This window comes from Duganella radicis (assembly GCF_009720825.1).
Classification (GTDB): Bacteria; Pseudomonadota; Gammaproteobacteria; order Burkholderiales; family Burkholderiaceae_D; genus Rugamonas; species Rugamonas radicis.
The window spans coordinates 42001-65445 of record NZ_WNKY01000012.1 but is presented as its reverse complement, the minus strand read 5'-3'; the positions used below and the strand labels follow the sequence as shown (position 1 = coordinate 65445).

Here is a 23445-nt window from a genome sequence, read left to right as displayed (position 1 = left end):
TCTACTTTGAGCCGCATGGCATTTGCCATCGCCGCGTGCTGCTGCACGCCCATCGCCGGCGCCGCCGACCTGCAAACCGCGGTCGATCAGGCCATCCTGCCTATCATGAGGGAATATGATGTGCCGGGCATCGCGGTTGCCGTCACCGTCAACGGCAAGCCGTCCTATTTCAGCTACGGCCTGGCGTCGAAGGAAGACCACAAGCCCGTCTCCGAACATACCTTGTTCGAACTGGGTTCCGTCAGCAAGACCTTCACCGCCACGATGGTCACTTACGGTGTGGCGCAGGGCAAGCTGTCGCTGGACGATCACCCAAGCCGCCACATGCCGCAGCTGAAGGGCAGCGCCATCGACCAGGCCACCATGCTTAACTTCGGCACCTACACCGCCGGCGGCCTGCCGCTGCAAGTTCCGGACGAGGTAAAAAACACGGAAGCAAGCATGCTGGCCTTCCTGCGCGATTTCAAGCCGGTGGCGGCGCCGGATCAGGTGCGGAAGTATTCGAATCCGAGTCTCGGCGTGTTCGGCCACGCCGCCAGCCTGGCGATGAAGACCAGCCAGGCCGACATCCTCGAAAAGCGGCTCCTGCCGAAGCTGGGCATGCGCAACACCTACATCCGGGTGCCGCGCAGCGCGATGTCCAACTACGCATGGGGCTACAACAAGGATAACCAGCCGGTACGCATGCGAGACGAGCTGTTCTCGGTGGAAGCCTATGGCGTGCGCTCCAGCAGCGCGGACCTGATCCGCTACGTGCAGGCGAATATCGACCCAAGCCATCTGGATGACGCGGTGCGACGCGCGATTGAAGGCACGCACATCGGCTACTTCAAGACTGGCGTGAACACGCAGGGCCTGGGCTGGGAGCGGTATCCGTATCCGGTCTCGCTGGAGCATCTGCTGGAGGGTAACTCCAACACCATGAGCCGCGAGGTCAATCCGACCGTGCGCCTGTCGCCACCGCTGCCGGCGTCAAATAACACCTGGTACAACAAGACCGGCGCCACCGGCGGCTTCAGTTCCTACGTGGCCTTTGTGCCGGAAAAGAAGATCGGCATCGTCATTTTGGCCAACAGGAATTATCCGATCCCGGAGCGCATCAAGGCCGCCCACGCCATCCTGTCGTCGCTGGACAATTAGAGCACGCGGGTGTAGTGCTCGCGGACATGTTGACGGTCGCCGCAATCGAAGTGCCACCATTCGGTGTTGATGCCGTGCCAGCCGTTGTTCAGCATGGCGGCGCGCAGCCAGCGGCGGTTGTCGATATGCCGCTGTGAGAGCTCGCCGCGCGCGTGCAGCTGCTGTTCCAGCGCCGGATGGGAATGTTCACTCAAGTCGTCAAAGCCGGTGCCCATGTCGAGTTCACGGCCGTCGGCATCGCGTAGCGTCAGATCCAGCGCCATGCCGAAGGAGTGAATCGAGCCGCGCGTGGGCTCGGCGATGTAGGTCAGCAGATCGGTGCCTTGCAGCGCCGTCCACAGTTGTTCCTGCACGCGCTGCGGGCGCAAGGCGTCCAGCACCAGCAGCGTGTATTCCGGTTTGCGCGCGGCCAGCCAGGCCACCGCGCGTTCCAGCGCGGCGGCGGCGTCCTTGTGCAGCCAGTGGCAGTCCAGCGGGGAATACAGATCGCGGCCGACAAAATTGTCGGCCGTCGCATAGCGCAGGTCAACCGCGATGCCTGCGACGCTATCCAGCCGGCGGAAGTCGGGATGACCCGGGATCGCTTCGCAGGGAACGGGCGGCGCGGTCATGGCACGCTCAGTCCGATTCGGCCGGGACCGGCGGCGGGCTGTCGGCGGCCGGCTGCGGCGCACTGGCCGGCGCGGCCGGGATCAGCGGAACGGGTGTCGTCAAGACATCCATCATCGCCGCCGTTTCCGCGTCCGGCGTGCCGTCGAACAGCGATGGCCGGTACTTGGTCTGGAAGACCGAAATCACATTGCGCGTGGCCTGATCCAGTTCGCCGTTCTGCGGCACCGCGTAACCGATCTCCGCCAGCTTGCGCTGGAACCAGAACACGTCCGGCAACTGCTCCTGCAAGCCGGGGAGGCGCGCCGCCACGCGGCTCGGCTCCGGCCACGGGATCAAGCCGGCATCCGCCAGCTGCTTCCACGGAAACGCCGGCCCGGGGTCCTGCTTGCGCTGTGGCGCGATGTCGTTATGGCCGAGGATATTCCCCATCGGGATGTTGTGGCGCTTGACAATATCCTTCAACAGCAAAATCAGCTGGTCGATCTGCGCCTGCGAAAACGGCGCATACACACGTCCCTGCGCCGTCTCCTTGAAGCCCGGATTGACGATCTCGATGCCGATCGACGCCGAATTGAGCTGGTTGTAAATCTTCCAGCTGCTCAAACCCGCGTGATTCGACTGGCGCGGCTCATCCACCAGCGTGTAGAAAAACGGCTGCTCCGTATCCGTCAGCAGATAATGCGCGCTCACCTGCGTGCCATACGCCAGCGTGTTGATGGAACGCGGCAGGTCACTCACCGTGTAGTGCAGGATCACATACTTGATGCGGTCACTCTGCGCCTTCGCGGTCAGCGAGCGGTCGAAGCGCGGACCTTCCGGCGCCACCGTGGCGCAACCAGCCAGCAAAGCCGTCAAAGCGAGTAGCGGAACAATTTTCATAAGCGTGTCAGCATCAGTTCAATGATGGGAGTGTAGAGCAATCCGCGCCGCCGCGTGGTGCGCCAGTGTGTGCCGCTGCGTCATCGACAGTTCGGCAGGCAGCGCCGCCCGCATGCTTTGCGCGATCAGCGGATGCAGATGCGCCGCGCGTCCGCCCAGCGCGATCGGACGTACGCCGTAGCGGCCAACCAGCGCCAGCGCAATCCGCGCCAATTCGCTGCCGGCGCGCTCAAGGATGTTGCGCGCCACCGGATCGGTATCGGCGCTGGCGGCGACGGCCAGCGCCAGCCGCCCGATCGCACCGCGATCCTGGCCGTAAATGAACTGGCGCGACACCGACCAATCACTGCCGCCGATCTGCGCAAACACCGCGCGCGCCATGGCCGATTGCTGCCACACGCCGGGCTGCTCGTCCTCCAGCCGCCAGATGTGGCGCATGGCTTCGCGCGCGATCCAGAAACCACCGCCGCCGTCATCCAGCGTAACGCCACGGCCGCCGGCGCGGTGGAACTGGCCATCCGCATCGATGAACGCGGCGATCGAGCCGGTGCCGGCATAAATGAAGTAACCCTCGCCCGGCGCAAAGCTGTCCAGATACGCGATCTCCACGTCGTTGCGCATGCCGATGGACGATGGCGTCAGCTTCAGCACCTCCGCCAGCATCTGCGCGGCCTGCGTGCTAACGCCATCAAAGCCCGTCAGGCCGGCGCACACGCGTACCGGCTGGCCGGCCGCCAGCACCTGCGTCGCCAGCATGGCGAAGATGCCGCGCACCGCGTCGCGCCCGGCCGTGCTGCCCATCTGCGTGGCCGACAGGCCGGCCACGCTGCCCTCGGCCACAATGGCGCCTGCCGCATCGGCCAGCGCCCAGCGGGTTTGCGTGCCTCCTGCATCGATGCCCAGACCGAGATCGCTCATCATCAGCTCCGTGTATAAACGTTGATACGTTCACTCTCATTGCCAAGGCGGTCGACCGCGCTGACCACCACCGATTGCGCCACGCCACCCGCCGCGTCATCGGCCAGCAGCAGCACCGGACGCGATGCCGGCGCCACCGCAAAGCGCCACTCGCCGCCGTAGCGCGACCAGATGGCGTAGTGCGCCACCGGCTTGCCCACGCTGGCGGACAACTTCAAGGCCACGCCATTGCTCTCGCGGCGCGCGGCGGCCTGCGGCGCGGCCGGCGCTTCGGAGCCCAGCCACGGCGTGGCCGGCGTCAGCGCGGCGGTTTGATAAGCCTGCGATTTCAGTTGATCGGTGATGCCCTTGCGGTTCTCCATCAACGGCGCGATCGAGAAGTGCAGGTGGCCGCGCACGCCGTTGCGGCTGCGCGTGACGCCGATCTGCTTGACGATTTCCTCCGGCGCGAAGGCCTTGGCGCTGTTGTCGATGCGGCTGGTGTACAGGCCTGGCCACACATGGCGCGCGCGGGTGTTCTGCGCCAGCCAGTAATCGAGCAGCACATCGAACGCCTGCGGCGCCTGCGACACCGGCCAATACAGCTGCGGCGCGAGGTAATCGAGCCAGCCATTGGCCAGCCACAGTTCCGCGTCCGCATACAGCTTGTCGTACTGGCTGAAGCCGATGATGCCGGCCGGGCGCCGATCCGGGCGGCCGATGCCGAATGGGCTGATGCCAAAGCGTACCCACGACTTTTCCTTGCGGATGCCGAGGTACATGGCTTCGATCAGCGAATTGACGTTCTGGCGGCGCCAGTGGGCGCGGTCCAGCGTGCCGCCGCCCAGCAGGTAGCGCTGCCACGACGACTGGTCCGGAAACTCCAGCTCCTGTTTGGCGCCCACGCCGCCGTCCAGCGCCACACCTTCCGGCCCGGCCGCGTTCGGCGTATCGATCGGATAGGGATAGAAGTAATCGTCAATGTGGACGCCGTCGATATCGTAGCGGCGCACCACGTCCAGCACCACATCCAGCGTATGCTGCGAGGCGGCGGCTTCGCCAGGGTCCATCCACAGGTAGCGGCCATACGGCTTGACCACGTCCGGCTGCTTGCGGCCGATGTGGCCGGCCGCCAATGGCGATTTGGCGGTGGCATGACGCGCACGGTAGGGATTGAACCACGCGTGCAGTTCCAGTCCGCGCGCGTGCGCCTGCTCGATCCAGAACTGCAACGGGTCCCACGGCTGCGCCGGCGCGCGGCCCTGCTGGCCGGTGAGGAATTCCGACCACGGCTCCAGCTCGGACGGATAAATCGCGTCGGCGCTCGGACGCACTTGCAGCACGATGGCGTTCAGGTTCAGCGCCTTGGCGCGGTCGAGAATGGCGAGAGCCTCGGCCTGCTGCTTGCCGGTGCTCAGGTTGCCGCGGCTGGGCCAGTCGATATTGGCCACGGTGGACACCCAGGCGGCGCGGAACTCGCGCGGCGCCGGCGGCGGCATACTGGCGTTGACCACCGGCGGCACGGATGGCGTGCCCGCAGGCGCGGCCGGACTGCCCGGCGTGGTCCCGGCTTCCGGCATGGGCGCCATCGGCGTGCTGGAACATCCCTCAAGCAAGGCCGCGATGCCTGCCGCCACGCCGGCCGACAAGGTCAGCCGCTTCTTCGCATTAAAAACCAAAACCACTCTCCGAATCAGTCGAGATCGTATTGTAATAGCTATTTCCGGCCGAATTCGACCGGAATGCGCACCAGCGCGGCCATGGCAAACGCGGGCAGGGTGGAAATGCAAGCCCAGATGAAGAAATTCTGATAACCCAATTGCTGCTGTATCCAGCCGCTGACCATGCCCGGCAACATCATGCCGAGGGCCATGAAGCCGGTGCAGATGGCGTAGTGGGCGGTTTTATGCTCGCCGTCGGCCACCATCACCATGTACAGCAGGAAGGCGGCAAAGCCGAAGCCGTAGCCGAACTGCTCGACCGCCAGGCAGACCGACACCAGCGCCAGATTATCCGGCAGCGCCGTCGCCAGATAAACAAACACCAGATCCGGTACGTGCATGATGAACACCATCGGCAACAGCGCGCGCTTGAGGCCGAAGCGCGACACCGTCACGCCGCCGGCCAGGCCGCCGATCACCAGCGCGCAGACGCCGATGGTGCCGTACACCAGTCCGAAATCCGAGGTGCTGAGGCCCAGACCGCCCTTGTCGCGCGGATCGAGCAGGAAGGGCGCGGCCATTTTCAGCAACTGCGCCTCGCCGAGGCGATACAGCAGCAAAAAGCCGAGCGTGGTGAGGATGGCCGGCTTCTGGAAAAAACTGCGGAACGTGTGGACAACATCGCGCCACAGCGCGCCGCCGCTGGCATGGCTGCGGTCCGCATCGGGGCGCGGCAGCACGAACTGGTGCCAGGCGCACAGGGTAAAATACAACACCGCCATCAACGCGAATACCACCGACCACGCATGCGCCGGATCGCCGGACGACTTGATCAGCTCGCCGGCGATGTAGACCAGGCCGCCTTGGCCGCCGATCATCGCCAGCTTGTAAAACGCGCTGCGCACGCCGACAAATGCCGCCTGCTGATGCTGGGTCGGCAGGCCGAGCATGTAAAAACCATCGGAAGCGATATCGTGGGTGGCCGAGCTGAACGCCATCAGCCAGAAAATCACCAGCGTCCAGCGGAAGAAATCCGGCGCGTGCAAAGTCAGCGCGACCGCCGCCAGGCCGGCGCCGCCGACCAGCTGCATCAACACCGTCCAGCGCCGCTTGGTGCCCAACATCTCCACAATGGGCGACCACAGCGGCTTCACCACCCAGGGCAAATACAGCCACGCCGTATAAAACGCCAGATCGGCGTTGGAGATGCCGAGATTCTTGTACATCACGGTCGACAGCATCATCACCGCCACATACGGCACCCCCTGCCCGAACGACACACTTGGCACCCAAGCCCACGCACTGCGCTGCCTCATGCGGAGAGGGCGGCGCGGACGTTGCCGTTGGTTTGGTCGAGCAGGGACTGGGCCTGGTCGGCTGTCTGTTGTTTGAGCAGCATGATGATGGCGACTTTGACCTGGTATTGGCATTGTTCCAGCGCGGCGCGCGCGGCGGCGGCGTCCACGCCGGTGGCGTGCATGGTCAGGCGGATGGTGCGTTCGGTCAGTTTGGCGTTGGTGGCTTGCAGGTCGACCATCAGGTTGCCGTAGACTTTGTGCAGCCGCACCATTAACGCGCTCGACAGCGTATTCAGCACGATTTTCTGCGCGGTGCCGGCTTTCAGCCGCGTGCTGCCGGAGATGATTTCCGCGCCGGTGTCGAGGCAGACGCCGACATCGCAGCCGGCCAGCAAGGGCGTGCCGGCGTTGTTGGCGATGCCCACGGTCAGCGATCCCACCGTCCGCGCCGACTGCATCGCGCCCAGCACGTAAGGCGTGGTGCCGGACGCGGCCACCAACAGGATCACATCGTTGTAGGCGGGATAGAGCAGCCGCAGATCGGCGGCGCCCCGGCTGAGGTCATCCTCCGCGCCCTCGACCGCCTCGAACATCGCCCCCAGGCCGCCGGCCAGCAAGGCCACCGCCCGCTCATGCGGCCATGAAAAGGTCGGAAACAGCTCGGCGCTGTCCAGGATGCCCAGCCGGCCCGAGGTGCCGGCGCCCACGTAAATCAAGCGCCCGCCGGCCGCGATGCGCGGCGCCATGGCCGCCACCGCCGCGCTGATGCTGGCCGAGGCCGCCTTCACGGCGTGCACCGCCAGGGCCTGATCGTCGAGCAAGGCATCGACCAAGTCCTCTACCGGGTAGAGGTCCAGATCCGTATGCTGCGTGCTCGGCGTCTCGGTTTTCAGCATGGTTCAGTTTGCGCGGCGCATCTCCGCGACGAAATCATAGTGATCGCTATGGCAATACGAGTGCGTCAACTCCATCGCCTCGCCCGATTCCAGATAGGCGATACGGGTGATGTACAGCACCGCCTGCCCCTCCGGCACGCCCAGCTGCTTGGCCAGCTCGGCCGAGGCATTCATGGCGCGGATGTGCTGCAAGGCCCGCACCGGCGCCCTGTTGATGCTTTCCAGATACTGGTACAGCGAATTGCCGACCGCGTTCGGGTCGTTCAGCACGGTCTGCGGCAGCACCGACACCTCGTAGGCCATCACCACATCGTCGGCCAGGCGCAGGCGCTCCAGCCGCGCCACCTTGGAATACGGCGACAGGCCCAGGCTCAGCTGTTCCTCCGGCGTCGGCGTGACGATGGCGCGCTTGAGCCAGCGCGAACCGGGAATGTGGCCGCGCTGTTGCAATTGTTCCGAAAAACTGGTGAGGTTGGACAGCGGCTGCTCGATGCGCGGCGCAATATAGTTGCCCGATCCGCGACGGCGCACCACCAGCCCCTGGTCCACCAGCTGGTCGATCGCCTTGCGCGCGGTGACCCGCGACACGTTCAGCAACTCCGACAAGGTCCGCTCGGATGGCAGCGCCTGATCGACCTGGTAGCGGCCATTCAGCACATCGTCGCTTAATTTGCGGGCAATTTGCATGTACAACGGCGAACTGTCGTTGGCATCCGCCTTGAATTCAAAACTGGTCTGGCTCATTCATTTCTCCTCACGCCTCTAGTGTAATCCAAGGGCGGCGAAATGCCCGTATTTGGCGGATAATGCGGGGTTTGCACCATCTGCCCAGACTGTTCCGATCATGTCCAAGAAGTCCACCGCGCCCGCCGGCTGCCCCTGCGGCGGCCCCGCGCTTGCCACCTGCTGCGGCCCGTATATCGCCGGCACCGCCATCGCGCCGACCGCCGAGGCGCTGATGCGCTCGCGCTATACCGCCTACGGCCAGCGCAACGAGCCCTACCTGCTGGCCACCTGGCACGCCAGCACCCGCCCGAGCGAGCCCATCATGAGCGACGAGGAAAAGGTGCAATGGCTGGGACTTGAGGTAAAATCTGCTTTACGTTTACGTCAACGTAAAGCAGAAGATGCCGATCTGACCAAAGATACGGTGGAGTTTGTGGCCCGGTTCAAGATCAATGGCCGGGCCCAGCGCCTGCACGAGATTAGCAATTTTGTACGCGAACCGGCGGAAGGAGGAGACCTGCGCTGGTTTTACGTTGACGGTAGTTTTCCAGAATAAAGATTAAATTCAGGGTCAGCTCTGTCATTTGGACATTCGGGAACTAATTTGCATCAGTTTAGTTCCACAATGTCCAAATGACAGAGCTGACCCTCTGAAAGGAAAAGCAATGCCGCAGATTGAAAGCAAGCTCAACCCTCGTAGCGAGGATTTCAAGGCCAACGCCGCCGCCATGCAGGCCGTCGTCGACGATTTACGCGACAAGATCGCGAAAATCGCCCTCGGCGGCGGCGAGGCGGCGTCGGCCAGGCACGTCGCCCGCGGCAAGCTGCTGCCGCGCGACCGCGTGCAGATGCTGCTCGATCCCGGCACACCTTTCCTGGAACTGTCGCAGATGGCGGCCTACGACATGTACGACGATGCGGCGCCGGCCGCCGGCATCATCACCGGCATCGGCCGCGTGGCCGGGCAGGAGTGCGTGATCGTCTGTAACGACGCCACCGTCAAGGGCGGCACCTATTACCCGATAACGGTGAAGAAGCACTTGCGCGCGCAGGAAATCGCCGACCAGAATAATCTGCCGTGCATTTATCTGGTGGATTCGGGCGGCGCCAACCTGCCGAATCAGGATGACGTGTTCCCCGACCGCGACCACTTCGGCCGCATTTTCTACAATCAGGCCAACCTGTCGGCCAAGGGCATTCCGCAAATCGCGGTGGTGATGGGCTCCTGCACCGCCGGCGGCGCTTACGTGCCGGCCATGAGCGATGAATCCATCATCGTCAAGGAGCAGGGCACGATTTTCCTCGGCGGCCCGCCGCTGGTGAAGGCGGCCACCGGCGAGGTGGTGACGGCGGAAGATCTGGGCGGCGGCGATGTGCACACCCGCCTGTCCGGCGTGGCCGACCATCTGGCGCAGAACGATCTGCACGCGCTGTCGCTGGCGCGCACCATTGTCTCCAATCTGAACCGCACCAAGCCGCAGCAGGGCGCGTTGCGCGAGGCGGTGGAACCGAAGTACGCCGCGCAAGAGTTGTACGGCGTGATCCCGGTCGATACCCGCAAACCTTTCGATGTGCGCGAAGTGATCGCCCGCATCGTCGACGGCAGCGAGTTCGATGAATTCAAGGCCCGTTACGGCACCACGCTGGTATGCGGCTTCGCCCATATCTTCGGCATGAAGGTCGGCATCATCGCCAACAACGGCATTCTGTTCTCCGAGTCCGCACTGAAAGGCACGCACTTCATCGAGCTGTGCGCACAGCGCAAGATCCCGCTGGTGTTCCTGCAAAATATCACCGGCTTCATGGTCGGCCGCAAGTACGAAAACGAGGGCATCGCCCGCAATGGCGCCAAGATGGTGACCGCCGTCGCGACGGCCAAGGTGCCCAAGTTCACCGTCATCATCGGCGGCAGCTTCGGCGCCGGTAACTATGGCATGTGCGGCCGCGCCTTCTCGCCACGCTTCATGTGGATGTGGCCTAACGCCCGCATCTCGGTGATGGGCGGTGACCAGGCCGCGTCCGTGCTGGCCACCGTCAAGCGCGACGGCATTGAAGCCAAGGGCGGCGCGTGGTCGGCCGAAGAAGAAGCCGCGTTCAAGCAGCCGATCAAGGAGCAGTACGAGCATCAGGGCCACCCGTACTATGCCACCGCGCGCCTGTGGGACGACGGCGTGATCGATCCCGCCGATACGCGCATGGTGCTGGGCCTGGGGCTGTCCGCCGCGCTGAATGCGGAAATCGAAGACACCAGGTTCGGCGTCTTCCGCATGTAAGGAGCGATGAGATGACCTACACCACGCTCACGATTGAACGCGAAGGCCGCGTCGCCACTGTCACGCTGAACCGCCCGGACGTGCGCAACGCCTTCAACGAAACCACCATCGCCGAAATGAAGCAGGCCTTCAGTGAACTCGGCGATGATGCCGGCCTGCGCGCCATCGTGCTGGCGGCGAATGGCCCGGCCTTCTGCGCCGGCGCCGATTTGAACTGGATGAAAAAAATGGCGGGCTACACGCACGCCGAAAACCATGCCGACGCCCTGCAACTGGCGGAGATGCTGCGTACCATCTACCTCTGTCCCAAGCCCGTGGTGGCCAAGGTGCAGGGCGATTGCTACGCCGGCGGCATGGGCCTCGTGGCCGCGTGCGACATCATCGTCGCGGTGGAGGAGGCCAATTTCTGCCTGAGCGAAGTGAAACTGGGTCTGATCCCCGCGACCATTTCGCCTTACGTGATCAAGGCCATGGGCGAAAACGCCTCGCGCCGCTACTTCCTCACGGCCGAACGTTTCGGCGCGCAGGAAGCGCTGCGCATCGGTTTTGCGCACGAAGTGGTTTCCGCCGAGGCGCTCGACGCCAAGGTCGCGGAAATCGTCAAAGCGCTGGTCAACAACAGCCCGAACGCCGTGCAGCAAGCCAAAGTGCTGGTGCGCGAAGCGAGCGGGCAAGCTGTCAACGATGCGCTGCTGGCCGATACGGCCGAACGCATCGCGCAAATCCGCGCCTCCGACCAAGGGCGCGAAGGCGTGGCTTCCTTCCTGGAGAAGCGCAAGCCCGCCTGGTTGAATTAATGGAGCAGTTTTGGAATTGAACAAACAAAGCGACTGGGTCGCGCGCAGCCTGCGCAGCGTATGGCATCCGTGCACCCAGATGCAGCATCACGAAACCGTGCCTCTGATCCCGGTCAGCCGGGGCAAGGGCGCATGGCTGTACGACCATGAAGGCCGCCGCTACCTCGACGCGATCAGCTCGTGGTGGGTCAATCTGTTCGGCCATGCCAACCCGCGCATCAACGCGGCGCTGAAGGACCAGCTGGATACGCTGGAACACGCCATGCTGGCCGGCTTCACGCACGAGCCGGTGATTGAGTTGTCCGAGAAGCTGTCGGCGTTGACCGGCCATGTGCTGGGCCATAGTTTCTACGCTAGCGACGGCGCGTCGGCAGTGGAAATCGCGCTCAAGATGAGCTTTCACTCGTGGCGTAACAACGGCCATGAGGGCAAGCAGGAATTCGTTTGCCTCAAGGGCAGCTATCACGGCGAGACCATCGGCGCGCTGGCCGTGACCGATGTCGCGCTGTTCAAGGACGCTTACGGCCCGCTGCTGCGCGCCTCGCAAACCGTGATGTCGCCGGACTGGCGCCTCGCGCCTGAAGACGGCAGCGCCGAGGAGCGCGCGCAGGCGCAAGCGCGCCGCGCCGCCGCCGATGTCGAACGCCTGTTCATTGAACGCGGCGACAAGATCGCCGCCATCATCATCGAGCCGCTGGTGCAATGCGCCACCGGCATGGCGATGCACGATCCGCTCTACCTGCAACTGGTGCGCGCCCTGTGCGACCAATACAACGTCCATCTGATTCTTGACGAAATCGCCGTCGGCTGCGGCCGCACCGGCACCTTCTTCGCCTGCGAGCAGGCCGGCGTGTGGCCGGACTTCCTGTGCCTGTCGAAGGGAATCAGCGGTGGCTACCTGCCGCTGTCGCTGGTCATGACGCGCGACGAAATCTACCAGGCCTTCTACAGCAATGACGTCACCCGCGGCTTCCTGCACTCGCACTCGTACACCGGCAATCCGCTGGCCTGCCGCGCCGCGTTGGCAACGCTGCAAATCTTCGAGCAAGACGATGTGCTGAACGCCAACCGCGTAAAAGCCAAACGCTTGACGCAAGCGCTGCAACCGCTGGCCCAGCACGAACAAGTGCGCAACTTCCGCCAGCGCGGCATGATCTGGGCATTCGACGCCATCGATGCGCCGAAGGACTTCTCGCGCCGCTTCTTCGCCACCGCGACCGAGCACGAACTGCTGATGCGTCCTATCGGCGCCACCGTCTACATGATGCCGCCGTACATCCTCAGCGACGAGGAGATCGACGGCCTGGCCGCCAACACGCTGGCCGTGTTCAATAAAGTGATGGCGGGCTGACGATGGAACTGCTCAAGCGACTCAACCAGCAGCTGCAAGCGCTGGACGACCAACAGCTGATCCGCAAGCGCCGCACCGTCGATTCGCCGTGCGGCCCGCGCGTGAGCGTGGACGGCCGCGAACTGCTGGCCTTTTGCAGCAACGACTACCTCGGCCTGGCCAACCACCGCAAGATCAAGCTCGCGCTGCAAGAGGGCGCCGCCATCTACGGCGTTGGCAGCGGCGCCTCGCACCTCATCAGCGGCCATGCGCGCGCGCATGCGATGCTGGAAGAGCGCCTGGCACAATTCGTCGGCGCTCATCTGGAAGCGCCGCGCGCGATCAGCTTCTGCACCGGTTACATGGCGAATCTGGCCGTCGTCACCGGCCTGACCGCCGGCGACAAGGAAGCCGAAATCTTCTCGGAAGAGCTGAACCACGCCTCGCTGATCGACGGCGTGCGCCTCTCCCGGGTGAAGGCGCACGTCTACCCGCACGCCGACCTGCAAGCGCTGGAAGCCCTGCTGAAAGCCAGCAAGGCCGCCACCAAAGTCGTCGTGACCGACAGCGTGTTCAGCATGGACGGCCATTTGGCGCCGCTGCCGCGGCTGCTGGCCCTGTGCGAGCAGCACCACGCCTGGCTGGTGGTGGACGACGCCCACGGCTTCGGCACGCTGGGCGCCAACGGCCACGGCGCACTGGAACACTTCAACCTGCGCTCGCCGTACCTGGTCTACATGGGCACCCTCGGCAAGGCCGCCGGCGTGGGCGGGGCATTCGTCGCCGCGCATGAAACGGTGATCGAAACGCTGATCCAGAAAGCCCGTCCCTACATCTTCACCACCGCCGCGCCGCCGGCGCTGGCGCACGCCCTGCTGACCAGCCTCGACCTGCTGGAAGGTGAGGAAGGCCTCACGCGGCGCGCACATTTGCAGGCATTGGTGGCACAATTGGACGATGGCCTGCGCCTCCAGCGCTGGCAGCGCCTGCCCTCGAAGACTGCGATCCAGCCTGTCCTGATCGGCGATAATGCCGAAACCATGCGCGCCGGCGCAGCGTTGTACGAGCAAGGCCTGTGGGTTGGCGCGATCCGTCCGCCCACCGTGGCGCCCGGAACCGCGCGTCTGCGCGTCACGCTGTCGGCAGCACACAACAGCATGGAAGTCGCAAAATTGATAGGCGCGCTCAATGCACTGGAAAAGGAGCTGAAATGAGCCTGGACGATCCTGTGTTAGCAGTCGCTCCACAAACGCAAGCCACGGTAGCCGGCAGCGGCGTGCCGCCGCGCTTTAACTGCTTTGTCACCGGCACCGATACGGAGATCGGCAAGACGCTGATCTCGTCCGCCATGCTGCACGCACTGGTGCGGAGCGGCGTGCGCGCCTGCGGCATGAAACCGGTGGCCGCCGGCGCTGAGCTGGGCGCGGATGGCAAATGGCACAACGACGACTGCGACCGCCTGGCCGCCGCCGGCAATGTCCACTTGCTGCAATCGATCACGACGCCGTTCCTGCTGAAGGAAGCGGCCGCGCCGCACATCGCCGCCGGGCAGGAGGGCATCACCATTTCGCCGGTGCCGATTCTGGCGGCCTACGTGGAAATCAACGCCGCCTCGGATGCGGTGGTGGTGGAAGGCGTGGGCGGCTTCATCGTGCCGCTGAACGACGAATTCGACACCGCCGATCTGGCCGAACAACTGGCGCTGCCGGTGGTGCTGGTGGTCGGTCTGCGTCTCGGCTGCATCAGCCATGCGCTGCTGACGGTGGAGGCGATTTTGTCGCGCGGCCTGAAGCTGGTCGGCTGGGTGGCGAATGAAACCCAGGCCGACATGCCCTTCGCCGATGAAAACGTGCTGGCGCTGGAGCAGCGCATCCCGGCGCCATTCCTCGGCCGCGTGCCACGCCTTGAAGAGCCAACCGCCGAAGCGGCGGCCGATTATATCGATTTTACGCAGCTGCCCAACTGGCCGCTGCCAAACGCAATTTGAACGAAGAAGGAACCAAGATGTCCGAGAACACCCTGCAAGAACCAAAGGTCGTTTCCCTGCACCGCCCGACCGCGCCGATCAAACCTGCGGCGTCCACCTGGCCGCGTGAAGAAGTGCTGGCATTGTTTGACCTGCCGTTCAACGATCTGCTGTTCAAGGCCCAGCAAGTCCATCGCGCCAACTTCCCGGATGGCGATGTGGAACTGGCCACGCTGTTGTCGATCAAGACCGGCGGCTGCGAGGAAGATTGCGGCTACTGTCCGCAAGCGGCGCGCTACGACACCGGCGTGGAAGCCAAGAAGATCCTCGACATCGACACCGTGCTGGACGCGGCCAGGCAGGCCAAGGACAACGGCGCCACCCGCTTCTGCATGGGCGCCGCATGGCGCAGCCCGAAAGACCGCGACATGGACAAGGTCGAAGAGATGGTGCGTTCGGTGAAAGCGCTGGGTCTGGAAACCTGCGCCACGCTGGGCATGCTGGAGGAGCATCAGGCGCAGCGCCTGAAAGATGCAGGCCTGGACTACTACAACCACAATCTGGACACCGCGCCCGAGTTCTACGACAACGTGATCTCGACCCGCGAGTATCAGGACCGTCTGGACACGCTGGGCCACGTGCGCGAAGCGGGCCTGAAGGTTTGCTGCGGCGGCATCGTCGGCATGGGCGAATCACGCGACCAGCGCGCCGGCCTGATTGCGCAGCTGGCCAACCTGAATCCTTATCCGGAATCGGTGCCGATCAACCATCTGGTACAGGTGGAAGGCACGCCGCTGCACGGCCTGCCGCCACTGGACCCGTTTGAATTCGTGCGCACCATCGCCGTGGCGCGCATCACCATGCCGAAGGCGCGCGTGCGTCTGTCGGCAGGCCGCCGCGAGCTGGGTGAGGCGGTGCAAGCCATGTGCTTCATGGCCGGCGCCAATTCGATCTTCTACGGCGACAAACTGCTGACCACCGATAACCCGGAAGCCAACGACGACCGCGCGCTGCTGGAGAAACTGGGCTTGCGTACGCGCGGCGCGGTACTGGAATCGGTACAAAAAGAGAGCTGCGGCTGCTGATCGCAGGCCGCACCGAAGCATCACCATAAAAAAACTTCCGGCCACAAGCCGCAAAGAGAGAGACGATGTTTACAAAAATTCTGATCGCCAATCGTGGTGAAATCGCCTGCCGTGTGGCCGCTACCGCGCGCCGCCTGGGCATCAAGACCGTGGCCGTGTATTCGGAAGCGGATGCCAACGCCAGGCACGTCGCCGTGTGCGACGAGGCAGTGCTGATCGGCCCCGCCGCCGCCAAGGAGAGTTACCTGCGCGGCGACAAAATCATCGCCGTGGCCAAGGCCACCGGCGCGCAGGCCATCCATCCGGGCTACGGCTTCCTGTCGGAGAACGCGGAGTTTGCCGATGCCTGCGCGGAAGCGGGCCTGGTGTTCATTGGCCCGCCGGCATCGGCCATGCGCGCGATGGGCTCCAAGTCGGCCGCCAAGCAGCTGATGGAGAAGGCCAACGTGCCGCTGGTGCCGGGCTATCACGGCGAGCAGCAGGATGCGGATTTCCTGCATGGTCAGGCCGATCGCATCGGCTACCCGGTGCTGCTGAAAGCTTCGGCCGGCGGCGGCGGCAAGGGCATGCGGGTGGTGGAAAACTCGGCGCAGTTCAAGGATGCGCTGGCGTCCTGCAAGCGCGAGGCGATCAGTTCTTTTGGTGACGACAAGGTGCTGGCGGAGAAATACCTCCAGCGCCCGCGTCACATTGAAATTCAGGTGTTTGCCGATACGCTGGGCAATTGCATCTATCTGTTTGAGCGCGATTGCTCGGTGCAGCGGCGTCACCAGAAGGTGCTGGAAGAAGCGCCAGCGCCGGGCATGCCGGCCGAGCGACGCGTGGCGATGGGCGAAGCCGCCGTTGCCGCCGCGCGGGCGGTGGGCTACGTTGGCGCGGGCACGGTAGAGTTCATCGCCAATCAGGATGGCACGTTCTACTTCATGGAGATGAACACCCGTCTGCAAGTCGAACACCCCGTGACCGAGATGATCACCGGGACCGATCTGGTGGAATGGCAGCTGCGCGTGGCGGCCGGCGAGCCGCTGCCGAAGCAGCAGCATGAACTGGCCATCAACGGCCACGCGATCGAGGCGCGCGTCTACGCCGAGAATCCAGAGAAAGGATTCCTGCCATCGATCGGCACCCTGCGCCATCTCGGCACGCCGGATGCGGTGTCCTTCGAGTTGGGCGGCGTCGCCGCAGCGCCGGCGGCCGTGCGCATCGACTCCGGCGTACGCGAAGGCGACGCCATTTCACCGTTTTACGATCCGATGATCGCGAAGCTGATCGTGTGGGGCGTGGACCGCAAGCAAGCGCTTGCCCGCATGGCGCAGGCGCTGGCGCAGTACCAGATCGTCGGCCTGGCGACCAACATCGCCTTTCTGAAACGCCTGGTTGAAGGCCAGGCCTTCGCCAACGCCGATCTGGATACCGGCCTGATTGAGCGCAATCACGACAGCCTGTTCCCGGCCGCGCAGCCCGCGCCGGCAAGCGCACTGGCCTTGGCTGCCGCCGCGCTGCTGGCCAGCGAATCGCGTGCCGCCACAGCACCAGCCGCCAGCGCTACCAATGCCGCCGATCCGTGGAGCCACACCACCGGCTGGCGCCTGAACCAATCCTATGCCCGCAAACTCGCCTTCGCCGACGAGCACAAGGCCTACGACATCTTCGTAACGTATCGCGCCGAAGACTGGCTTTTCAGCACCAGCGCGGACGCGCCGCAAACCCTGTCGCTGGCCGCGCATGACGGCAACGACTACAGCATCAAACTGGGCGACACCGCCACCCACGGCACCGTCCTGCGCGACGGCGACATCTTCCACGTCTTCGCCAACGGCGCCCACCACCAACTGGCCTGGAACGACCCGATGGCCCACGCCGGCGAAACCGAATCCGAAGGCGGCCGCCTCACCGCGCCGATGCCGGGCAAAGTCGTCGCCGTCCTCGCCAGCAAAGGCCAGGAAGTGAAGAAGGGCGAAGCCCTCGTCATCATGGAAGCCATGAAAATGGAACATACCATCGCCGCTCCGCACGACGGCGTGGTCGACGACATTCTCTACGCGGTAGGCGACCAGGTGGCGGACGGCGCACCGCTGCTGGCCTTCAAGGCGGCGTAAGGAGACTTCATGCGCATCCTGCTACACCGCGCCGACGGCAAAACCGAACCATGGATCAAGGACTTCGGCAAATACCTGCCGGAGGCCGAAATCGAAATCTGGCACGCCGGCGAAAAGTGCCAGGCCTGCGACTACGCCGTGGTGTGGTCGCCGCCCGAGGCCATGCTGGCGGAACTGAGCACCGTCAAAGCCATCTTCGTCACCGGCGCCGGCGTCGACGCGCTGCTGAAATTCGGCGACGCGCTGCCGCACCACATCCCCATCATCCGCCTGGAAGATGCGGGCATGGCGCTGCAAATGGCCGAATACGTGACGCATTCCGTCCTGCGCTACTTCCGCCGCTTCGACGAATACGAAGCGCAGGCGCGGCAAGGCCTATGGGCGCCGCTGCCGCAACATCACAAGGAAGATTTCTCCATCGGCGTACTGGGCATGGGCGTGCTGGGCACCCGCGTGCTGGAGGCGCTGGCGCCGTTCGGCTTCCCGCTGCGCGGCTGGAGCCGCACCGAGAAAAGCATGGCGGGCGTGCAGTGCTTCACCGGCCCCGATGGCCTGGACACCTTCCTGCGCGGCACCCGCGTGCTGGTCTGCATGCTGCCGCTGACGCCGGACACCGGCAACATCATGGACCGCACCAACATGAACAAGCTGCCGGAAGGCGCATACGTCATCAACGTCGCGCGCGGTGCGCACATCGCCGAGCCGGATCTGCTCACGTTGATCAAATCCGGCCACATCGCCGCCGCCACGCTGGATGTGTTCCGCAACGAGCCGTTGCCGGCGCAGCATCCGTTCTGGCAGGAGCCGCGCATCACCATCACGCCGCACATCTCCGCGCTGACCTTGCGCCGTGAGAGCGTGCAGCAAATTGCCGCTAACATCCGCAAGACCGAGGCGGGCGAGCAAGTCGCCGGCCGGGTCGACCGCACACTGGGATATTGAAATGAGCAGCTTACCGAAACAAGTCAAAATCGTTGAAGTCGGCCCGCGCGACGGCCTGCAAAATGAAAGGGAAAACGTCCCGGCCGAGATCAAGATCGAGCTGGTGAACCGCCTGACCACGGCCGGCTTCCAGAACATTGAAGCGGCGGCTTTCGTGTCGCCGAAATGGGTGCCGCAGATGGCCACCAGCGCCGAAGTCATGGCCGCCATCAAGCGCAAGCCGGGCGTGATCTACTCCGCGCTGACGCCGAACATGCAGGGCTTTGAAGCCGCGCTGGCGGCGAAGGCCGACGAAGTGGTGATCTTCGGCTCGGCCTCGGAAGCCTTCTCGCAAAAGAACATCAACTGCTCGATCGCCGAATCGATTGCGCGCTTTGAGGGCGTGGCGAAGGCGGCAAAGGAAAACGGCATCCGCCTGCGCGGCAGCATCAGCTGCGCTTTTGGCTGCCCGTATCAGGGCGAAGTGCCGCTGGACGCGGTGGCGGACGTGGTGGGCCGCATGCGCGATCTGGGCTGCGATGAGATCGACATCGCCGACACCATCGGCGTGGCCACGCCGCGCAAGACGCAAGCGGTGATGGAGCGCGCCATCCGCGAATTCCGCGTGGACGGCTTGTCCGGCCACTTCCACGATACGTATGGACAGGCGCTGGCCAACATCTACGCCAGCCTGGAGGTGGGCATTGCGATCTACCACTCATCGGTGTCCGGCCTGGGCGGCTGCCCGTACGCCAAGGGCGCGACCGGCAACGTCGCCACCGAGGATGTGCTGTACATGATGCAAGGGCTGGGCATCGAGACCGGCATCGACCTCGATATCGTGGTGGATGCGGGCCAGTTCATCTCGCAGTTCCTCAACCGCAAGGGCGCCAGCCGCGCCGGCAACGCCATCGCCGCCAAACGCGCCGCCTAAACCCGGGGTCAGTTCTTGCAATCCGACACGGGCTCATGTATGAATGCAAGAACTGACCCCGGGTTTACATCTGCTTGAACTGGCGCGTGTAGGCTTCGCTGACGGTGAGTTTTTCGGCGCGGCCTTTGAGGCGCATTTCCATCGCCGTGCCGTCGCGGTCGATGCGGTCCACCGCTTCCAGGTTGACGATGGCGCCACGGTGGATTTGCGCGAACTGTGTCGGGTCCAGCTGCCCGATCAGGTTTTTCAACGGCAGGCGTATCAGCGCCTCGCCATCATGCGTGACCACACGCGTGTATTTGTCGTCCGAGCGGAAGTACAGCACGTCGCGTACCATCACCAGCCGCACGGTGTTGCCGGCCGAGGCTTTGATCCACTTGAGATGCTGCACCGGCGCCGGCCCGATCTGCTGCCACACGCCGGCCGGCACCGGCGCCGCGCTGCGGGTCTTCAAGCGCTTCACGGTTTGCAGCAGCCGCGCCGCCGTCACCGGCTTGACGATGTAGTCCACCGCGCCCGCTTCAAACGCTTGCACCGCATGCTCGGTGTAAGCTGTCACGAACACGATCTGTGTCGCTTCATCCGCATGCTGCGCCACTTCCATGCCGCTCAGGCCCGGGATCTGGATGTCGAGGAACACCACGTCCGGCCGCAGCGCTTCCAGCATCGATACCGCCTCCACGCCGTTGGCGGCGTGGCCGGCGATATCCAGTTCCGGCCACAGTGCTTGCAGCTGGTCGCGCAGTTCAGCCGCCAGCAACGGTTCGTCTTCTACGATCAAGGCGATCGGCATCCTTACTCCTTGTTGATGGCCAGCGTGGCGACCACGCCGCCGTGTTCCCCCGCCGTTACCGACAGCGCGGCGCGATCGCCATACAGCAGTTGCAAGCGCTCGTGGATGTTCGACAGGCCAAAGCCCTGTCCCATCTGCTCGGTCAGGCCGACGCCATCATCGCACACCTGCACACGCAGGGCGTCGCTGTGCAGCACGGCGGTGATGACGATCTCGCCATCGCGGCTGGCGCGCTCCAGTCCATGCTTGACGGCGTTTTCCACCAGCGAGATCAGCATCGCCGGCGGGAAGGGCTGGGCCTGCGCGATGGCGTCGGCCTGGATGTGGAAGCGCAGACGATGACCCATGCGGATCTGCATGATGGACAGGTAGTCGCGCACCAGCGCCAGCTCGCGTTCCAGCGTCGATGACACCGAGCGCATGTCGGGCAGCGCGTTTTGCAGGTAGCCCACCAGGTGATCAAGCATTTGCTGCGCGGTGTCGGTATCGGTGCGGATCAGGTATTTCAGGTTGGCCAGGGTGTTGAACAGGAAGTGCGGTTCGACCTGCGCCTGCAAGGCGGACAGCTTGGCGTTCAGCGCCGCGCGCTCCAGTTCCTCTTCGCGCTTGATGGCGCGCAGAACGCGGTCTTTTTGCTCGAACTGCGCCCGCAGATGCGCGGCCACGGTTTCCACCGCCTGCAAGGCGCCGCCGCGCTGCACGGTGAAGAAGTCATAGCCGAAGCGGCGCCGGATACGCACTTCCACCGGCCGGCCCGGCTCGCCGACCACCAGCACTTCGGTGCATTGCGTCAGCCATACCGGAGCGCGCGGACCGATCAGGATTTTCCCCTCGAACGGCGAGTAACGGAACGCTGGCGGCCCGCCATAGCCCAGCGCCATGCCGACCGCGAGGCCGGACAAGGTCTCGGTGCAGATGTTGTAGGTGGTCAGCGGATCAAGCGGCGACACCAGCACCCGGCTGGGCCGCGCGCTGATCATGTCTTCCGTCAGCGGCGTGCCGGCCTCGGACAGTTCCTTGAGGCGCGCCAGCATCAGGTTGTTGGCGATGATCAGTGGCACCAGCACCGGCCACACAAAGCCGAAGAACATATTCACCCACGTCCAGCCGCCGCTATGCAGGGAAGGCCGATGCGGCAGGGAATACAGCACGGCGATCAGCACCGCCGCGACCACCACGCTGGCCGTGACGGTGGCAGCCGACATGCGCAGCAGCGATTGCCGGCGGTAACGCCGCACCAGCCTGGGGTCGTGCTCGACGTCGGCGGGTTTGAGGTAGAAGGGTATCGTATTCATGCGGCCATTCTAGCGCCAGCGGCGCGCGGCGACGGCGCTTGCGACGAAAGGGCCAAAATCGGGAGCGGAAAGGAAAAAACCCTGTTTGACGTTGCCATCAAACAGGGTTTTTAGATTTTGGTCGGAGTACAAGGATTCGAACCTTGGACCCTCTGGTCCCAAACCAGATGCGCTACCGGGCTGCGCTACACTCCGAAGAAGCAAGATAATACATGCTGGCCGGCAGGCCGTCAAGTGCCCGTTCAAATCGGTGCTATTATCCAAAGATCATGCATGCCACAATTTCATTCGACAGGCCGGCCCGGTTGCGGCGCCCGGGCATCATCGCGGGGATTGCCATCTCGCTGGTGGTGCACGCCGTGCTGCTGTTCGGCTACCGGTTGTCCAGCCCGCCTGCACAGCAGGAGCCGGCGCGGGCCATGACGGTGTGGTTGCAGCCGCCAGCGCCGCCGAAAGTCGTGGCCCAGGTCGAGCCGCCGCCGGCCAGGCCGGGACCGCAGCGCAAGCGCGAGCCGCGCGAACCGGCCCGGGTCGCTCCACGCGAGCGCGCGCCAGCTGCGCAGCCAGCTGTCGAACCGCAGGCCATCACGGTGGTTCCGCGCGAACAAGACCCGCTGTACGCGGATCAGCAACAGAAAAAATTCGATATGGATGAGGCGCTGAAAACCGCGCGCAGCGTGGCCAAAGAGAAGGCCAAGCCCGGCACGCTGACGGCACAGCTGGAATCACATCCGCTGTACCCGGAGGACAATCAGACTCAGCTGCAAAAAGGCGTGGCCAGCGCCAAGAAGCATGATTGCCTGCAAGCCGGCGCCGGGGCAGGCCTGCTCGCCCCGCTGGTCTGGATGATGGACAAGAAATGCAAGTTTTAGCCTTTGAGCGCCAGCGCGCGGTCGTACAGGGCGTTTTTTTTGCGGCCGGTGATTTGCGCCGCCAGGCCGGCTGCCTGTTTGACCGGCAGTTCGGACAGCAGGATTTGCAGTAAGCGGTCGGCTTCGGCGTCGTTTTCGTCATCGGCCGGGGCCGCGCCTTCCAGCAGCACCACGAATTCGCCCTTTTCCCGATGCGCGTCGGCCTTGATCCACGCTTCCGCCTCGGACAGCGGGCAGCGGTAGATTTCCTCGAACATCTTGGTCAGCTCGCGCGCGAACACCACCTGGCGGGCAGGCTCGAACGCGGCGGCCAGCGCGGCGGCGCAGTCCAGGATGCGGTGCGGCGCCTCGTAGAACACCATGGTGGCCGTCACCGAACGCAGGGTAGCGAGGAAATTCTCGCGCTGCCTGGCCTTGGCCGGCAGGAAGCCGACAAAGTAGAATTGATCGTTCACCAGCCCGCTGGCCGACAAGGCCGTCACCGCCGCCGACGCGCCCGGCAGCGGCAGCACGCGCAAGCCAGCCGCCCGCACCGCATCGACAATCCGCGCGCCCGGATCGGACACCGCCGGCGTGCCGGCATCCGACACCAGCGCGAGGCGCTCGCCGGCTTGCAAGCGCGCAATCAAGGTTTCCGCCACCTCACGCTCATTGTGCTGATGCGCGGCAATCAGCGGCTTGTGCAGGCCGAAGCGGTTCATCAAGGTGGCGGTATTTCGCGTGTCCTCGCATGCAACAGCATTGACCAGGCTCAAAACGTGCAGCGCGCGCAGGCTAATATCGGTCACATTGCCAATGGGGGTCGCCACGACGTACAAGGTTGCGCTAGGATAGGTCTGGTGCGCCGTTTCGCCCAGGACGGGCAGGCTGGCGATGGAACTGGAATCGAGGTCGCTCATTGGGGGTAGGATGAAAAGTGTGAGGTTGACGCTGCTGTGCATGGCCGCCGCGGTGCTGAGTGCGTGCAGCAC

The 23445-nt window shown here is 64.5% G+C and carries 22 protein-coding genes and 1 tRNA gene; 12 read left to right on the top strand and 11 right to left on the bottom strand.

The genetic code is table 11. From position 1 onward, the window contains the following. The first annotated feature begins 15 nt into the window (after positions 1-15). Positions 16-1140: a class C beta-lactamase gene (gene ampC, locus GM676_RS13250; protein WP_155464158.1), complete on the top strand. Its 1125-nt coding sequence runs from the start codon at positions 16-18 to the stop codon at positions 1138-1140. Here ampC and GM676_RS13245 read toward each other — a convergent pair. From GM676_RS13245 to GM676_RS13215, 7 genes are read right to left on the bottom strand one after another with little or no spacing between them, the layout of a single operon-like run. After that, on the bottom strand, positions 1137-1751 hold the full coding sequence (locus tag GM676_RS13245) for a M15 family metallopeptidase (RefSeq protein WP_155464077.1): 615 nt from the start codon (positions 1749-1751) through the stop codon (positions 1137-1139). The genes ampC and GM676_RS13245 overlap by 4 nt on opposite strands. A gap of 7 nt (positions 1752-1758) precedes the next feature. Then, complete coding sequence (locus GM676_RS13240; RefSeq protein ID WP_155464076.1) at positions 1759-2631, bottom strand: N-acetylmuramoyl-L-alanine amidase; 873 nt, start codon at positions 2629-2631, stop codon at positions 1759-1761. A gap of 18 nt (positions 2632-2649) precedes the next feature. Then, positions 2650-3549: an N-acetylglucosamine kinase gene (locus GM676_RS13235; protein WP_155464075.1), complete on the bottom strand. Its 900-nt coding sequence runs from the start codon at positions 3547-3549 to the stop codon at positions 2650-2652. 2 nt (positions 3550-3551) lie between these two features. Then, entirely contained in the window at positions 3552-5213 is a 1662-nt protein-coding gene (locus tag GM676_RS13230; protein WP_371866223.1) for a glycoside hydrolase family 10-like protein, read from the bottom strand. Positions 5214-5245: 32 nt separating this feature from the next. Further along, the gene (locus GM676_RS13225) at positions 5246-6505 is read right to left on the bottom strand and encodes an MFS transporter (RefSeq protein ID WP_155464074.1); all 1260 of its coding nucleotides are present in this window, start codon (positions 6503-6505) and stop codon (positions 5246-5248) included. Then, entirely contained in the window at positions 6502-7383 is an 882-nt protein-coding gene (locus GM676_RS13220) for an N-acetylmuramic acid 6-phosphate etherase (RefSeq protein WP_155464073.1), read from the bottom strand. Before GM676_RS13220 ends, GM676_RS13225 begins: the two co-directional genes overlap by 4 nt. A 3-nt stretch (positions 7384-7386) precedes the next feature. Then, entirely contained in the window at positions 7387-8127 is a 741-nt protein-coding gene (locus GM676_RS13215) for a GntR family transcriptional regulator (protein WP_155464072.1), read from the bottom strand. 100 nt (positions 8128-8227) lie between these two features. Between GM676_RS13215 and GM676_RS13210 the strand changes: the two genes are divergently transcribed. The 10 genes from GM676_RS13210 to GM676_RS13165 all read left to right on the top strand — a co-directional run bounded on the left by GM676_RS13210 (position 8228) and on the right by GM676_RS13165 (position 19514). Next, positions 8228-8665, top strand: coding sequence for a YchJ family protein (locus tag GM676_RS13210; RefSeq protein ID WP_155464071.1), 438 nt, complete (start codon positions 8228-8230; stop codon positions 8663-8665). A gap of 109 nt (positions 8666-8774) precedes the next feature. Further along, positions 8775-10382, top strand: coding sequence for a carboxyl transferase domain-containing protein (locus GM676_RS13205; RefSeq protein ID WP_155464070.1), 1608 nt, complete (start codon positions 8775-8777; stop codon positions 10380-10382). 11 nt (positions 10383-10393) lie between these two features. Next, on the top strand, positions 10394-11179 hold the full coding sequence (locus GM676_RS13200) for an enoyl-CoA hydratase/isomerase family protein (RefSeq protein ID WP_155464069.1): 786 nt from the start codon (positions 10394-10396) through the stop codon (positions 11177-11179). A 10-nt stretch (positions 11180-11189) separates the two neighbouring features. Continuing rightward, on the top strand, positions 11190-12530 hold the full coding sequence (gene bioA / locus GM676_RS13195; RefSeq protein ID WP_155464068.1) for an adenosylmethionine--8-amino-7-oxononanoate transaminase: 1341 nt from the start codon (positions 11190-11192) through the stop codon (positions 12528-12530). A gap of 2 nt (positions 12531-12532) precedes the next feature. Next, complete coding sequence (gene bioF / locus GM676_RS13190) at positions 12533-13723, top strand: 8-amino-7-oxononanoate synthase (RefSeq protein WP_155464067.1); 1191 nt, start codon at positions 12533-12535, stop codon at positions 13721-13723. Continuing rightward, the gene (gene bioD / locus GM676_RS13185; protein WP_155464066.1) at positions 13720-14496 is read left to right on the top strand and encodes a dethiobiotin synthase; all 777 of its coding nucleotides are present in this window, start codon (positions 13720-13722) and stop codon (positions 14494-14496) included. Before bioF ends, bioD begins: the two co-directional genes overlap by 4 nt. 17 nt (positions 14497-14513) lie before the next feature. Beyond that, positions 14514-15560, top strand: a complete 1047-nt coding sequence (gene bioB, locus GM676_RS13180; RefSeq protein WP_155464065.1) for a biotin synthase BioB — start codon at positions 14514-14516, stop codon at positions 15558-15560. 65 nt (positions 15561-15625) lie between these two features. Next, positions 15626-17659 (top strand): acetyl-CoA carboxylase biotin carboxylase subunit, encoded by a 2034-nt coding sequence (locus GM676_RS13175; RefSeq protein ID WP_155464064.1) that lies wholly within the window; start codon positions 15626-15628, stop codon positions 17657-17659. A gap of 9 nt (positions 17660-17668) precedes the next feature. After that, positions 17669-18601: a 2-hydroxyacid dehydrogenase gene (locus GM676_RS13170; RefSeq protein ID WP_155464063.1), complete on the top strand. Its 933-nt coding sequence runs from the start codon at positions 17669-17671 to the stop codon at positions 18599-18601. Between the two features lies 1 nt (position 18602). Next, positions 18603-19514, top strand: a complete 912-nt coding sequence (locus GM676_RS13165; protein WP_155464062.1) for a hydroxymethylglutaryl-CoA lyase — start codon at positions 18603-18605, stop codon at positions 19512-19514. A gap of 64 nt (positions 19515-19578) precedes the next feature. Here the strand turns inward: GM676_RS13165 and GM676_RS13160 are convergent, their stop codons facing one another. The 3 genes from GM676_RS13160 to GM676_RS13150 form a co-directional block, all read right to left on the bottom strand. Continuing rightward, positions 19579-20307, bottom strand: a complete 729-nt coding sequence (locus GM676_RS13160; RefSeq protein ID WP_155464061.1) for a LytR/AlgR family response regulator transcription factor — start codon at positions 20305-20307, stop codon at positions 19579-19581. A 2-nt stretch (positions 20308-20309) separates the two neighbouring features. Continuing rightward, the gene (locus tag GM676_RS13155) at positions 20310-21602 is read right to left on the bottom strand and encodes a sensor histidine kinase (protein ID WP_155464060.1); all 1293 of its coding nucleotides are present in this window, start codon (positions 21600-21602) and stop codon (positions 20310-20312) included. Positions 21603-21720: 118 nt separating this feature from the next. After that, positions 21721-21797, bottom strand: a tRNA-Pro gene (locus tag GM676_RS13150). A 74-nt stretch (positions 21798-21871) separates the two neighbouring features. Here GM676_RS13150 and GM676_RS13145 point away from each other — a divergent pair. Further along, positions 21872-22474 carry a hypothetical protein gene (locus GM676_RS13145; protein ID WP_155464059.1) on the top strand — a complete coding sequence of 201 codons (603 nt, stop codon included), beginning with the start codon at positions 21872-21874 and terminating at the stop codon, positions 22472-22474. Here GM676_RS13145 and rsmI read toward each other — a convergent pair. Continuing rightward, positions 22471-23373, bottom strand: coding sequence for a 16S rRNA (cytidine(1402)-2'-O)-methyltransferase (gene rsmI / locus GM676_RS13140; protein ID WP_155464058.1), 903 nt, complete (start codon positions 23371-23373; stop codon positions 22471-22473). The two genes, GM676_RS13145 and rsmI, sit on opposite strands and share 4 nt — an antisense overlap. Positions 23374-23445: the final 72 nt, after the last annotated feature.